The organism is Paenibacillus sp. LT-B23 (assembly GCF_059417685.1).
On sequence record NZ_JBSQBM010000005.1, the window covers coordinates 201,639 to 216,220 of the forward strand.

At 46.4% G+C, this 14,582-nt stretch carries 16 protein-coding genes; 12 read left to right on the plus strand and 4 right to left on the minus strand.

Annotated features, from left to right (window positions below; translation table 11 throughout):
• Positions 1-167: 167 nt before the first annotated feature.
• On the minus strand, positions 168-785 hold the full coding sequence (locus ACWXW9_RS09025) for a TVP38/TMEM64 family protein (RefSeq protein ID WP_494929120.1): 618 nt from the start codon (positions 783-785) through the stop codon (positions 168-170).
• 351 nt (positions 786-1,136) lie between these two features.
• Here ACWXW9_RS09025 and ACWXW9_RS09030 point away from each other — a divergent pair, with 351 nt between their 5' ends.
• The 5 genes from ACWXW9_RS09030 (at position 1,137) to ACWXW9_RS09050 (ending at position 5,549) form a co-directional block, all read left to right on the plus strand.
• A complete protein-coding gene (locus ACWXW9_RS09030; RefSeq protein ID WP_494929121.1) occupies positions 1,137-1,826 on the plus strand; it encodes a TerC family protein in 690 nt (229 codons plus the stop codon).
• Between the two features lie 163 nt (positions 1,827-1,989).
• Positions 1,990-2,934, plus strand: a complete 945-nt coding sequence (locus ACWXW9_RS09035) for a Gfo/Idh/MocA family protein (protein ID WP_494929122.1) — start codon at positions 1,990-1,992, stop codon at positions 2,932-2,934.
• 68 nt (positions 2,935-3,002) lie between these two features.
• A complete protein-coding gene (yxiS, locus tag ACWXW9_RS09040) occupies positions 3,003-3,323 on the plus strand; it encodes a protein YxiS (RefSeq protein ID WP_494929123.1) in 321 nt (106 codons plus the stop codon).
• Positions 3,324-3,375: 52 nt separating this feature from the next.
• A complete protein-coding gene (locus tag ACWXW9_RS09045) occupies positions 3,376-3,663 on the plus strand; it encodes a DUF6171 family protein (RefSeq protein WP_494929124.1) in 288 nt (95 codons plus the stop codon).
• Between the two features lie 401 nt (positions 3,664-4,064).
• Positions 4,065-5,549, plus strand: coding sequence for an alpha-N-arabinofuranosidase (locus ACWXW9_RS09050; RefSeq protein WP_494929125.1), 1,485 nt, complete (start codon positions 4,065-4,067; stop codon positions 5,547-5,549).
• A gap of 102 nt (positions 5,550-5,651) precedes the next feature.
• On the opposite strand, the gene ACWXW9_RS09055 is transcribed toward ACWXW9_RS09050, so the two are convergent.
• Positions 5,652-6,470, minus strand: coding sequence for an AraC family transcriptional regulator (locus tag ACWXW9_RS09055; protein ID WP_494929126.1), 819 nt, complete (start codon positions 6,468-6,470; stop codon positions 5,652-5,654).
• 162 nt (positions 6,471-6,632) lie between these two features.
• On the opposite strand from ACWXW9_RS09055, the gene ACWXW9_RS09060 reads away from it, so the two are divergent.
• The 6 genes from ACWXW9_RS09060 (at position 6,633) to ACWXW9_RS09085 (ending at position 11,995) form a co-directional block, all read left to right on the plus strand.
• A complete protein-coding gene (locus tag ACWXW9_RS09060) occupies positions 6,633-7,739 on the plus strand; it encodes a Gfo/Idh/MocA family protein (RefSeq protein WP_494929127.1) in 1,107 nt (368 codons plus the stop codon).
• 18 nt (positions 7,740-7,757) lie between these two features.
• Positions 7,758-8,525, plus strand: a complete 768-nt coding sequence (locus ACWXW9_RS09065) for a sugar phosphate isomerase/epimerase family protein (RefSeq protein WP_494929128.1) — start codon at positions 7,758-7,760, stop codon at positions 8,523-8,525.
• Complete coding sequence (locus tag ACWXW9_RS09070) at positions 8,518-9,600, plus strand: Gfo/Idh/MocA family protein (protein WP_494929129.1); 1,083 nt, start codon at positions 8,518-8,520, stop codon at positions 9,598-9,600. The genes ACWXW9_RS09065 and ACWXW9_RS09070 overlap by 8 nt, the downstream gene beginning before the upstream one ends.
• Positions 9,601-9,682: 82 nt before the next feature.
• Positions 9,683-10,651, plus strand: a complete 969-nt coding sequence (locus tag ACWXW9_RS09075; RefSeq protein WP_494929130.1) for a sugar phosphate isomerase/epimerase family protein — start codon at positions 9,683-9,685, stop codon at positions 10,649-10,651.
• 20 nt (positions 10,652-10,671) lie between these two features.
• Positions 10,672-11,403 (plus strand): ThuA domain-containing protein, encoded by a 732-nt coding sequence (locus ACWXW9_RS09080; protein WP_494929131.1) that lies wholly within the window; start codon positions 10,672-10,674, stop codon positions 11,401-11,403.
• Between the two features lie 268 nt (positions 11,404-11,671).
• Entirely contained in the window at positions 11,672-11,995 is a 324-nt protein-coding gene (locus tag ACWXW9_RS09085) for a winged helix-turn-helix transcriptional regulator (protein ID WP_134913689.1), read from the plus strand.
• Positions 11,996-12,072: 77 nt separating this feature from the next.
• Here ACWXW9_RS09085 and ACWXW9_RS09090 read toward each other — a convergent pair whose 3' ends face one another.
• Entirely contained in the window at positions 12,073-12,351 is a 279-nt protein-coding gene (locus ACWXW9_RS09090) for a hypothetical protein (protein WP_494929132.1), read from the minus strand.
• Between the two features lie 341 nt (positions 12,352-12,692).
• On the opposite strand from ACWXW9_RS09090, the gene ACWXW9_RS09095 reads away from it, so the two are divergent.
• Positions 12,693-13,460 carry a DODA-type extradiol aromatic ring-opening family dioxygenase gene (locus tag ACWXW9_RS09095; RefSeq protein WP_494929133.1) on the plus strand — a complete coding sequence of 256 codons (768 nt, stop codon included), beginning with the start codon at positions 12,693-12,695 and terminating at the stop codon, positions 13,458-13,460.
• A 272-nt stretch (positions 13,461-13,732) separates the two neighbouring features.
• On the opposite strand, the gene ACWXW9_RS09100 is transcribed toward ACWXW9_RS09095, so the two are convergent.
• Positions 13,733-14,449 (minus strand): Crp/Fnr family transcriptional regulator, encoded by a 717-nt coding sequence (locus ACWXW9_RS09100; protein ID WP_494929134.1) that lies wholly within the window; start codon positions 14,447-14,449, stop codon positions 13,733-13,735.
• Positions 14,450-14,582: the final 133 nt, after the last annotated feature.

Here is a 14,582-nt window from a genome sequence, read left to right on the forward strand (position 1 = left end):
AGAAAGTTTCAATTAGTTGTTATTTAAATAGCTTACAATTAAATTATATACGACATGTCCGCAAAAACCAATGGAACGACAGAAACAAACCAGCTTTGCAAATCACTCTGGACTAAAAAGCCAAGGCCAATCTACATCCTTACAGTCCTGGCGGCAGGCTCACAGAGCTATGATTCATGGGCACGTTGAAGCCTCCTGCGGTAGAGCACAAAGCCTCCGCCCACCAGTGCTGTATACAGCAGCAAAATGAGCAATCCAGTCACAGGATGTTCTGCAATAGTACCGCCTGCATAAGCGTATACCGCAATTGCAGGAAGCTTGCCAATGGCCGTACCCAGCATAAAGCTCCAGAACGGAAAGCCTGCGACCCCGGCATATACATTCACCGCTGCCTGCGGGATGATCGGAATCAGGCGGGCCAACAGCACAGCAGCAAAAGGTTCTCGCTCCATGACTCGGTTCAAGCGCTCCAACGCTTGAATTCGCTCCAGATAAGCCCGTCCTTTGTCACGGAAGAGAATACGGACCGCGCCGTAAACGACCAGCGCAGCGAATGTAGTGCCAAGCCAGCAGATCAGAGCGCCTTGCCAGGCACCTGCTGCATAAGCAATGGAAGCGATAATCAGCTTGTAAGGTACAAATGGAATTAACGCGAACAGAAACGCGAGCAGCAGCAGAGCCGGAAAAGAGGTTTGCTTGTTCGCCCATGCGAGCCAATCATCTTTGTAGATAAACGCGATGCAGAGCAGCGAAACATAAGCCGCAGCGAGTAGCCATTTTTTCATTTACATACCTCTTTCAATATCCCTGTTCGGCTTGTCGCTTATACAGAAAAAATAGGGTTCACATTCCCAATAATGTGTGCTATACTGCCACTAATAGAATAGTTCCCAAAGGGGAGTAGCTCAACGAGTAAAGTCGTCATTACGGGATTTTAAAATCCCCGGCTTTATTGGCAACGTAATGTTGTAAGCGAGACCTTTGCCAGGATTTTTGGAATCCGGGTAAATGGTCTTTTTTTGATGCTAAATTTGGGTCAAGCGCCGTTTCCGGATTCCGTGAAATGGCGCTTTTTTAGTATAAAGCGCAGAACTATGTACAGTATAACAAATAAATAAAGAAGGTGGGAGAAACGTATGGATTTTTTGTCAATGGAGTTTTTAACCGCGCTATTATCAATCATTATCATTGATCTGGTGCTGGCTGGTGACAATGCGATTGTGATTGGTCTGGCAGCTCGTAATGTTGAGAAGGCCAATCAAAAAAAGGTCATCATTTGGGGAACGGTCGGTGCGGTCGTCATTCGTGTTATCGCTACGGTGCTGGTCACATACTTACTGCAAATTTACGGCTTGCGTTTAATCGGAGGGCTTGCGCTCATCTACATTGCTTACAAGCTGCTGGTTGAGGAGAAAAAACATGAAATCTCTGCAACCAATCAAATGTGGGCCGCGATTCGTACCATTATTATTGCCGACACCATGATGGGGCTCGACAATGTACTTGCTGTTGCGGGAGCAGCTCATGGAAATATGTTGCTTGTTATTTTGGGACTGGCGATTTCCGTTCCGATTATGGTATGGGGCAGTACCGTTATCTTGAAGCTGACCGAACGTTTCCCGATGGTCATTACAATTGGGGCTGCTGTACTGGCATATACCGCTGCCAAAATGGTAGTGGCTGAGCCGCTGATTGCACATTGGTTCACGAATGGGGTCGTCAAATACGGATTTGAAGCTCTGGTCGTTGTTCTGGTCGTAGCTATTGGAATGCGTGTTAAAAAAATAAAAAGTGAAAAAACAAGAAAACAAGCGCTGCACGCCTAAGCTAAGCACACTGAAATCATCGTAGCTGAAGCTGGACGCTCATGCATAGAGGCTGTTCCGTCAGGTCCAACTGGATCGGGGGCAGCCTCTTTTCTTTGCTTGTCAGTGGACTTCCATGTAAACTAGACAACAGAAGAAATGAGTCATCAGAGGTGGGTATGATATGAATAAGCAAACGAAAACAAGAGTAGCTATTGCAGGTCTGGGCGGTATTGCCCGCAAAGTGTATTTGCCGCTACTGACTGCACACGAAGGTGTAGATATTGTAGGTGTCATGAACCGTTCGCAGGAGCCGGTTAGTTCCATTATGGAGCAGTACAGGCTACCGAGAGGAACGACAGATGTGAAGGAAATGCTGGCATGGGAGCCGGAGGCTGTATTCATACATGCTGCGACTGAAGCCCATTTTGATCTGGTTATGGCGTGTATTGAAAAAGGTGTTGCGGTGTATGTGGATAAACCGCTGTCCTATGATGTGCGTCAAAACCTGGAAATGACCGCATTTGCGGAGGCACAGGCTGTGTTGCTGGCGGTTGGCTTTAACCGACGTTTTGCCCCGCATTATGTAGCTGCTAAAGCGTGGCTGGAGGAAGCAGGTGGTTTCAGCCAATGCGCGGCCATCAAGCATCGGACGGGATATGATCTGAGACCTGCGGCACAGACGGTTTATGATGATTTGATTCATATGCTCGATCTGCTATTGTGGCTGGGTGGCGATGATTATGAGCTGCTGCATAGCAGTCTGGACACGACGAGTGAAGGATATATGAACGCTGCTTTCGGGTCCGTACGTTTGGGAAATGCCTCCAGTAGCTACAGTATGAACAGACAGGCAGGGGCTGACATTGAGAAGGTGGAGCTGCATGGTGCAGGTCGTTCCGTTGAGGTGACCAACATGGAACAGGCTATTTTTATGCAAAAAAATAAGCCACCATTGTCACATTCATCCGGAAGCTGGGACACGATTTTGGAAAGACGGGGATTCACCGGAGTGGTAAATCATTTTCTGGAGCATATTCATCGTCCAGAGGAATGCAGTGTGCGTGCTGGCAGGGTGCTGGAAAGTCATATGTTGGCGGACGAACTCATTAGCCGTTTGGATGACTAACACAGAACGAACGACAGCCGTCAAGGTTGTCCAGACATCTAGAAACAGATTGAAGGAGAAATGAACAAATGGAAGAGTACAACCGCGGAAAACAGCTTGAAGAGGCTATCATCGAAAATTATAAGCAGGAAGAGGATATGATGATCCTTGTGTTTGCGCAATGGTGCATCAATCACGGGCTGGAGCCAGAGGAACTGTATCGTGCAGCTTATCCACAGCAGGATAGCAATGAGCGTCTGTTCCGAGTACGTAAGCTGACCGTATCGCGTGAAGAAGCGGGAGATATCCCGCTGGACACAGTATTAGGAGTACTGTCTATGTTCGGAAATGAGGACTTGGCGATGGTCGTATCGGAAGCGGCTGCCCAGCTCCCGCCGGAACGGAAATAAGGTCCTCCAGCCCGCATGTACTCAGGATGTTGTTGAAAGAGAGGGTAAGCCGATGATGGATGGTATAACCGCACCAAACACCTGTAAAGGGTGTGAAAGGGACATTGCTATTTCGGAAGAGCAAATTACCAGAATTATAAACAACATGAGGCCCGGAATGGAATGTGTGACCGATGATGTGTACGAGACCAGACTGTTAGCCTGCTCGCAATGCGATGAGTTAATGGGTGGGCATACGTGCAGGATCAGCGGAAGTATCGTCCGTGTGCGTGCTCTGGCAGTCAATCAAAATTGTCCCGGCTACAGCGGTTCTCGCTGGCATGGGACATCTTTGAAATGAAATAGGTTCAGACTCCACTGAACATGCGGCTGTTTCTGTGATTAAGACTAATCCGGCTACTTACTTCATTATTTGAAATTTTCATTTGAAGCTTTCGCTGTTCATCTAAAGCCCGATCACGAGTTAAAGTGGTCATACCATGGTCTGCCTTGAGGGCAGACTTTTTGGTTTGGGTGGAGCAGTGGCTTAACGATTGACAAATAGAAGGCAATAAAATATATTAAACATGTAAAATGTTTTTATTTAATTATTAATATTTATATTAATTATCAAGCTGTTACACTGGATGATTGTAAACGTTTAGATGAAAAAGAGATCAGGTCTACACCATATTTTATGAAAGCGTAATCATTGAAGTGTATGGTCCCCATGCGCTTTACTATTTTTGAGGAGGGCTTGTCATGAAGGGTTCTATTGTTGTCCACACGGATTGGGAGCAAGGCGTTATTAATAAAAATATTTACGGACAATTTGCCGAGCATCTTGGACGATGTATTTATGAAGGTTTGTGGGTTGGACAGGATTCCCCGATTCCAAATACGGACGGGATTCGCAATGATGTGGTAGAAGCGCTCAAAAAGCTAAACATTCCTGTGCTGCGTTGGCCGGGAGGCTGTTTTGCGGATGAATATCATTGGAAGGATGGCATCGGACCTAAGGAAAATCGTAAAAGAATGGTCAATACGCACTGGGGCGGTGTGGTGGAAAATAATCATTTTGGCACCCATGAGTTTTTCCAGTTGTGTGAGTTGTTAGACGCAGATCCTTATATTTGCGGGAATGTTGGCAGTGGTACGGTGCAGGAAATGTCGGAGTGGGTAGAGTACATGACATATGACGGGGAATCCCCTATGGCCGCATGGCGGCAGGAAAATGGGCGTGAGCAACCATGGAAGCTCAAATATTTTGGCGTGGGTAACGAAAACTGGGGCTGTGGGGGCAATATGCGTCCGGAATATTATGCCGATCTGTATCGTCGTTATCAGACGTATGTCCGTAATTATGGTGATAACCGTATCTACCGGATTGCAGGCGGGGCGAATGTGGATGATTACCGCTGGACCGAGGTGTTGATGCGCGAAGCCGGGCAATTTATGGACGGATTGAGCTTGCACAGCTACACGGTTCCGGGTAGTTGGGAAGAGAAACGGCAAGCGCTTGGTTTTGACGAAGCAGAATGGTTCGAAACGATGAAAAAATCGTTGCACATGGATGAATTAATCACTCGTCATTCGGCCATTATGGACCGATATGATCCTGACAAACGGGTAGGAATGATTGTGGATGAATGGGGAACCTGGTTCCTAACCGAGCCAGGTACAAATCCGGGCTTCTTATATCAGCAAAATACGATGCGCGATGCGTTAGTAGCCGGACTGCATCTGCACATTTTCCAAGATCACCATGACCGTGTACAGATGACGAATATTGCCCAAATGGTCAATGTTTTGCAGGCTATGGTTCTGACAGAAGGCCCAGCTATGCTCCTGACGCCGACCTACCATGTATTTGAAATGTTTAAGGTGCATCAGGATGCACAAGCGCTGGCAGCCCATGTAACTGTAGGCAATTATGAATATGATGGGCATTCCATTCCACAGGTGAGTGTGTCCGCCTCCAAGGCGAAGGACGGAGATATTCATGTGAGTTTGTGCAACGTCCATCCGGGTGAGACGGCTTCCTTGAATCTGGAGCTGAGAGGACTGGATAACGTCAAGCAAATTAGCGGCGTTGTGCTCGCCAGCGACGATATGCAGGCACACAATACCTTTGACCAGCCAGAGCGTGTAAAAACGGAAAACTTCACGTCCTTCCAGCAGAAAGGTCAGAGTTTGGATGTTACACTGCCACCGATGTCGATAGTGATGCTGACGATTGTACCGTAAATATCTTGTGAACTCAGAAGAAGTATGATTTTGAAAATCGGAACAAAACAAAACCTTGATGGAGCAAGGAAGGCTCTCTCAAGGTTTTAGTTTTACCCAATATTACAATTGCTCGCGGTGGATCACTCTGAATTCCTTGGGTGACATGCCGAAGCGGGAGCGAAATACGCGGTGAAAATACGTATAGTTTGCAAAACCGGACGATTCGGCTGCCTGTTCCAAAGACATGGGGCTGAAAATAATGCGTTCCCTCGCCATGTTGAGCCTGATATCCAGTGTGTACTGCATAATACTCGTATTAAATGTTTCCTTGAACAGATGTACAGCTCTGGATACGCTGATGCCGATGTGTGAGGACACGTCATCCAGCTTAAAATTGGAAGAAGCGTTTTCTTCAATATAATTTTTAATCTGATAAGCAAGATAATTATGATGGGTGGAAGTCGAATGCTCGGACAGCATACGGTCAAACTCCAGGCAAAGAATGCGCATGTAATAGCTCGATATTTCTGGATAAGGATTGGAAATACGCCGCTGCTCCATCACAAGCTGCCGAAATAGGCCAAGCAGTGCTTCGGTAAGCTGGACCTTGATGCGGTTGGGTCGTTTGTGATGGTGCCACCACTCATCTACCCAGGAGCCTCCAAAAAAAATGTGATAATCTCCGCTCTCCACGACCTGTTCCCCCATGGGATTTAACTCACTGTGAATGTCCAGCTCATAAGGCTCGATAGGATTGAACAGCAGCAGGTCACCCGCCTCAATCCGTGTCATTTCCCCGTTAATACGGGCCTGGCAGCGTCCGTCTGTTTGTAGACGAAACAAATAATTTTTGATCCCTTCAGGCTGGTTCGAATAAAAGGGCTTACGATGGAAGGAATAGCCTGCGGTAAGAACCTGACAAGGCTCGACGATAGACATGATGATGACTCCTTTGGGCATATGGCTGCTTCAAATATTGACCAGATTGTTCATGTTTTAATCATATTATTCATTTTAAACGAAACGGAAATAGAATACTATTGTGTCTGTAAGGCTTATAGCAGAATACAGAACATGTTGGAGGCCAGGGGGTGTGACGACGTGGAACGAATGAAGGCCGGGATTATCGGCTGCGGTAACATTAGCGCGGTATATCTTGAAAATCTCCAAAACAGTCCGCTTATCGAAGTGGTGGCCGTGGCTGATTTATTGGAGGAAAGGGCCAAAGCGAGGGCCAATGAATTTAACATTGAAAACGCATACAAGGTAGATGAATTGCTTCGCCAGCCTGAGATTGAGCTTGTATTTAATCTGACCGTGCCTGGCAGCCATGCACTGACGGATATGGCGATACTGGAGGCAGGCAAACATGTGTACAGTGAAAAGCCTTTGGCGGTTTCCTTGGAGGATGGCAAACGTGTTCTGGATCTAGCCAAGGCAAAAAACCTGCGTGTCGGCTGTGCCCCGGATACATTTCTTGGGGCGGGTATTCAGACTGCACGCCATGCCATACAAAACGGAATGATTGGGCAGCCCGTAGCCGCTACTGCCTTTTTTATGGGTAGAGGCCCCGAGTGGTGGCATGCTGATCCGGAATTTTTCTATGCCGCTGGAGGCGGTCCGATGTTTGACATGGGACCTTACTATTTGACGTCGCTGATCCATTTGCTAGGTCGGATCCGGCGAATCAGTAGTTCAGTGGGCATTCAGATTCCTGATCGTCACATACATTCTGGTCCCAAAAGCGGCACACCGCTGCGGGTACAGACACCAACGCATTTGGCCGGAACGATGGATTTCCATAACGGACCCATTGTAACGCTCATTACCAGCTTTGACATTCAAGGGGCGTCAGATCTGCCACGTATTGAAATTTATGGTACGGAAGGAACCTTAATCCTGCCTGATCCGAACTTTTTTAACGGAGATGTCAAGCTTCGCCGATCTGGAGTGGAAACCGAAGAACTCGTGGAACCTTTATTTGAGTGTGGGAAGAACGAACGCGGAATAGGTGCGGGTGAGATGGTGAGAGCCATTCGAAGTGAAAAGAACCACCGTGCTAACGTGGAACTGGCCTATCATGTTTTAGAGGCTATGCATGCTTTTCAGCGCTCCTCATTGGAAGGTAAGCATATTACGTTGGAAAGTACATTTGAGCCAGATGAAGATTTGTATCATGGAACAGACATAACGGTCCATCCATCCTAAATGAAGAGGTGAAGGGTAATGGCTAAAGTAGGATTGCAATTGTACACAGTAAGGGAAGACCTTGAACAGGATTTTGAAGGTACGTTGCGCAAGGTAGCTGAGCTGGGCTATAAAGGAGTTGAATTTCATGCCTTTTTCGGACGCAGTGCCAAGGATGTAAAAGCACTTTTGGATGAGCTAGGTTTGGAAGTTGTCGGAACCCATGTTCAATATACCCGTCTGTTGGACCATTTGGATGAGGAGATCGCTTATCACAAAGAATTAGGGAATAAGTACCTGATCGTTCCTTATTTAACCGAGGAGCAGCGTCAGTGGGATGAGCTTTTTGCAAACCTGAACCGAATTGGTGAAAAAGTGAAGGAACAGGGCTTGGTATTGGCTTACCATAATCATGATTTTGAACTGACGGAAAAAGTCGGTGATCGTCCGGTTTTTGATGCGTTATATGATGCGGTTTCGGCTGATTTGTTGCAGGTCGAAATGGATACTTGTTGGGTATACTACGGAGGCTATGATCCTGTGGAATACATCGGACGTTATCGTGGACGCCTGCCTATCATTCACTTAAAGGATATGGCACGTGACGAGCAGCAAAAAGCAGTTACCGTAGAGCTTGGCAAAGGAGAAGTGCAGCTTCAGGCCATTACAGACGCCGCTATTGAGGCAGGCGTGGATTGGGTTGTTGTGGAACAGGATTTCAGCTCAAATCCTCCAATCGAAAGCATTGAAACCAGCTTTAAGTGGCTCCAACAATACGCAGCTCAGGGAGGAAATATTCATGTCTAAAACACTCAAAATCGGAATTATTGGTTGTGGGGGGATTGCCAACGGCAAGCATTTGCCTAGTCTTGCCAAGCAAAAACGTGCAGAGATCGTCGCTTTCTGTGACATTATTCAAGAACGGGCTGAGGAAGCGGCAGAAAAATTTGGTGTTGAAGGTTCACAAGTTTATAGCGATTATCGGAAGCTGCTTGAAAATAAAGATATTGAAGTCGTACATGTATGTACACCCAACGACTCGCACTCGGAGATTACGGTAGCTGCGCTCGAGGCAGGTAAGCATGTGCTGTGCGAAAAGCCGATGGCCAAAACCGCCGAGCAGGCTAGGGAAATGCTGGATGCCGCAAAACGTACAGGTAAAAAGCTGTCCATTGCGTATCAAAACCGTTATCGTAACGACAGCCTGTATCTGAAGCAATTGGTCGAACAGGGAGAGCTTGGCGAGATTTACCTGGGCAAAGCCATTGCTCTGCGTCGCCGCGCGGTTCCGACGTGGGGAGTGTTTTTGGATGAGGAGAAGCAGGGCGGCGGTCCGCTGATTGATATCGGGACACATGCGCTCGACCTGACCCTCTGGCTGATGGATAATTACAAGCCTAAAAGCGTGCTGGGCTCTACCTTCCATAAACTTGGAGATCGTAAAAACGCGGCAAATGCCTTTGGTCCGTGGAACCCTGAGGAATTTAAGGTGGAGGATTCTGCTTTCGGATTTATTACCATGCAAAATGGAGCCACTATTGTGCTGGAATCCAGTTGGGCACTGAACGTTGTAGAATTTGGCGAAGCGAAGACGCTGTTATGCGGAACTGAGGGCGGAGCCGATATGCAGGATGGTCTGCGTATTAACGGGGAGAAGAATAGTCGCTTGTTTGATACGAAAATTGATCTGGACGCAGGCGGTGTAGCCTTTTACTCTGGAGAAACGGAAAACGAAGCGGATCGCGAAGCCCGTCTGTGGATCGAAGCCATTCTGGACGATAAAGAGCCGCTTGTGAAGCCCGAACAGGCGTTGGTGGTTACTGAAATTTTGGAAGCTATCTATGAATCGGCTCGTACAGGAAAAGCTGTCTATTTCGATTAAGATTAAGCCCGTAAGCATCCGAATAGGCCATCATTATAAGATAAGCAGCTTCTTTCACATATGATACAGGGAGGGATTACGTTTGAAACTTGGAGTATTTATGGTATTGTTCGGCGGACGTTCATTGGAAGAGGCTCTGGACTATGTAGCATCCCAAGGACTGGATGCAGTAGAAATCGGTACAGGTGGTAATCCGGGCGATAAGCATTGCAAACCGGATGAACTGTTGGACAACGAAACAGCGCTCAAAAACTTCAAAAAAGCAGTAGAGTCCCGTGGACTGACTATTAGTGCACTCAGTTGTCACGGCAATCCGCTTCATCCGCAAAAGCATTTGGCACAGGCCGATCATGAGGCGTTTCTTAAAACGGTTCGTTTGGCGGAAAAGCTGGAAGTTCCTGTTGTAAACACCTTTTCCGGCTGTCCGGGTGATCATGAGGATGCGAAGTACCCGAACTGGCCTGTTGCGCCATGGCCGAATGATTTTCAGGAAGTGCTGAAATGGCAATGGGAAAATAAAATTATCCCTTACTGGACCGAAGCTGGAAAATTTGCAGCGGATCATCATGTCAAAATCGGGCTGGAGTTACACGGTGGCTTCTCTGTTCATACGCCAGCGACCTTGCTTCGTCTGCGTGAAGCTGTGGGGGAAGTCATTGGTGCCAATCTTGATCCAAGCCACATGTGGTGGCAGGGTATTGATCCGGTACAGGCGGTTCAAATTTTGGGCCGGGAGAGAGCCATTCATCATTTCCATGCGAAGGATACGTCGATTGACCCGATTAATGTGAATAAATACGGTTTGACCGATATGCAGGATTATACGAATATGCTGGATCGTGCTTGGCAGTTCCGTACCGTCGGCTATGGGCATGATATCAAAACCTGGGCGGATATTATTAGTGCTCTCCGTCTGGTGGGTTACGATTATGTAGTGAGTATTGAGCACGAGGATGGTCTGATGTCCGTCGAGGAAGGCTTTACTAAAGCCGTTCACAATCTTCGCCAGGTCCTTATTGAAGAACCGCTGAGCGAGATGTGGTGGGTCTAACCTAATAGGGGGAAGTATTGATGATTAACGTCACCATTTGGAATGAATTTTTGAACGAGAAGCTGAATGATGAAGCCAAACAAGTATATCCTGATGGGATACACAAGGCATTGGCTGATGGGCTGTCAGGCGAAGGGTTCGCCATTCGAACGGCTACGTTGCGTGATGATGCCCAGCATGGTTTGGGAGAAGAAATCCTGAATTCCACAGATGTGCTGCTGTGGTGGGGGCATAAAGCACATGATCAGGTGAGTGATGAAATTACAGCCTGTGTTGTAAAGCGGGTACAGGAAGGCATGGGCTTGATCGTGCTGCATTCGGGACATTTTTCCAAGCCGTTCAAAGCCCTGATGGGCACAAGCTGTGATCTGAAATGGAGAGTGGCAGGCGAACAGGAAATTATTTGGTCTGTCAATCCGTCCCACCCTATTGCGGAGGGCATTGACGCTAAAATTCTGTTGGAGCACGAAGAGATGTACGGTGAGTTTTTTGATATCCCGGCGCCGGATGAATTGGTCTTTGTCAGCAATTTTGAAGGTGGAGAGGTGTTCAGAACCGGTTGTACCTTCCGTCGTGGCAGTGGTAAAATATTTTATTTCCGCCCGGGTCATGAAACGTATCCAACCTATTACCAGCCCGATATTCTGAAGGTTATTGCTAACAGTATTCGTTGGGCTTATCCGACAAGCATTGTTCAACCAGTTTATGGTAAAAGCCAACCTGTCAGACCTCTCGGTGGTGTATTGGTATAATTGCCATTTATTGATTCCGATAAGCTTGATATTGAACAGACTGACAGGCGGAAATCTCTTGAGATTCCGCCTGTTTTTGATTTAACGTATTTGCCATATACCTCTTATGCTGGTTTGTTGTATAATCAGCTTTGGTCATGGCAACTTTATCGGATTGGGTATTAAATTAAGAAGAAAGTGTTTTCTTTCGGGATAAAGTATGCTAAAATGATATATACTAACAAAAGGAAAGCTTTATCAAACCGAAATGCTAAAGAAGGTGAAAAATATGGAGGGTCAACCGCAACTTGCGAAAATGTGTCCGCGTTTTGAAAGTGCCTTTTCATGTCTGGGTAAGCGCTGGAACGGACTGATTATTCAATCTATGATGAGCGGTCCCAAGCGTTTTAAGGATATTTCCAATCTGATTCCCACAATGAGCGATAAAATGCTGTCTGAGCGGATGAAGGATCTGGAGAATGAAGGGATTCTTACACGCCATGTATACCCGGAAACTCCTGTCCGCATTGAATATGAGCTGACAACCAAAGGCCGTGCACTTCAGCCGGTCATGGAACAGATTCAATATTGGGCCGAGGAATGGATTAGATGAGTATCAAGCCGAATAAACGTTTTTCATAGTAAAACAGCCTTTTCCTAGGAAAAAGGCTGTTTTTTATTTTGTAATTCTTAATAGCCTTTGGCGCGGCCTGCGATTGAAAATAATCCGGTTGCAGTACGACGGGGGACACGGGTTTGAATATCAAGCGCTGCCGTACGGAACGTACCGAGGCAGGAATGGCAAAGTCTTCCTGCATAAATCGGGGAATGGCAGGACTCGCAAGGATAATCAAGCTGACTATAGGTGGTGGGAAACTTGCCTGCTCTTACCCAGTCTATGAGCAAATCCATAGGTGTGCCGGTTGCTTCACTAAGCTGGCGAGTATGAGTAGCGGGATGTTTCCACAAATAGTTGGAACAGCGATCATAAAATAAATTTTCTTCTTGGATACAGGTATTGCACAGGTTTCTAAGATTTTTCCGGAAAACGGAACCACACTTTGGGCAATTAGCAGTATGTATCTCCATAGAAACCAGTCCTTTATATCGATTTATAGTGAATATTTAAAATTTATTAGTTACATATTACTATGACTTTATACCTATATCAATCTTTATTTAAAGGAGCGACGTTTTTTAAGTGTATGTTAAAATCTGTATTGACATAACCTTGTTACTTATGTATAATCACTTACATAAAGTTACTAAATGGGAAAAATAAATCGATGAATGATAAGGGGATTTTTAACATGATGCCATCTTTGTTTTTAGCCCACGGATCGCCTATGCTTGCTATTGAACAGACAGAATATACTGCTTTTCTGGAGCAGTTCGGAAAGAGCATTCGCCCAAAGGCCATTGTTATCTTCACCGCCCATTGGGAGACGCAAACATTGACAATTAGTTCGATAGACGGCACTTACGATACGATTTATGATTTTGGCGGTTTCCCACCGGAGCTGTATGCAGTGAAATATCCGGCTCATGGTTCGGTGGAGCTGGCGGCCAAGTTGAAAGAATTATATGAGCAAAAGAGCATTGATGTACAAACAGATCGGGCGCGAGGGCTGGATCATGGGTCCTGGACACTTCTGCATCGTATGTATCCTGAGGCGGATATCCCGGTAGTTCAAATTTCCGTGAATCCGTTTCTATCGCCGAAAGCACAATATGCTATTGGAGAAGTGTTGCGCGGGCTAGGTGAACAGGATATTTTGGTCATTGGGAGTGGTGTAACTGTCCATAATCTGCGCATCGTCAAATGGGGACAAACGAAAACAGAGCCCTGGGCTCTTGATTTTGATGACTGGATTATTGAAAAGGTACAGAATGGAGATGTGGTGGCCTTGGACCGCTATGAAAGTGAAGCCCCGTATGCTCGTCAGGCGGTACCGAGGGCTGAACATTTTGTACCGTTGTTTATTGCCATGGGGAGTGGAGATCCGGCGAATAGAGCCAAGGTTGTCCACAGAAGCTATGAGATGGGGAATTTAAGTTATCTGTGCTTCCAGTTCTAAAAGTGTGGAGAAGAATGTTGGCGGGATGTTAGGCGCTTCGCGATCCATTTGATCTTATGATCGCTGTTGCAGCGGGATTCTTTTGGGTTGTATAAGACATTTAGAGGTGAGAATCCCGCTGCAAAGGCGAATGCTTCGCTTCTTCAGTTTCAAATGGATTGCTCCGCTGCTGCCCGCCATTTAGTTGGAGTGGGAGTGTAAAATTAAGAGAGTGTTCTGTAAGCCATACAGTTTACAGAACACTCTCTTTTACATAAAATAAAACAAATAATTTAAATTCGGCAAATCTCACGCGGGCACAGTTCACAATGACATACGCCTTGCAGCATTTCCAAATCCTTGACAACGATCATGCCATTATCATATTCGACTGCATTTTTTTTGCGCAAATCACTCAGCATCCGGTTTACACTTTCACGGGTGGCACCGATCATATTGGACAGGTCGGTATGAGTAATTTTTTTATGAATAAGAATATGCTCTCCGTGAGGCTCTCCGTAGGTGTTGCACAGACGGATCAGTGTGGAGCACAGAGCACCGGGCTTGCCGTACATCATCAAATCCCGAAACTTGGTCTGGGTAATACGGTGGTGGGACCCCATCCATTTCATAAAGTCAATGGCAAAATCACAGTGCTGGCAAATGAGTAGCTCCAAATCCGTATGATCGACAACACCGATATCACTGTCCTCCAGAACTTCGGCAGAAAAGGAGTGCTTGGTACCAAAAAATGGATCAGCTTGACCAATCAGATCGCCGCTTTGGTACATATATAGTATAAGTTCCTTACCCTCATCCGTTGTTTTTGTTACTTTAACGCGTCCGCGCCTGATATAAAACAGCTTATCCGCTGTATCTCCTTCCCAGAATAGATGCGAGCTTTCTGGCATGACCCGATCTTTCATCATCACTTGCAGCCGGTTGAAGCTGGCCTCCGAGAAGCAACAGGTGTTGCCGCGGGCTTCCATTACGTTTGCAGGGTTTCTCATCGTCCATTTCCCCTTTGTTTCCTTTGTTTTTTTATCTGCAACTTGATCAATTCAAATTCATTATATACCTGTGCTATGCGTTTTTGGGGCAAGAAGAGGGGGTAAAAGTGGCAGAATTCCAAACTTTGTGATT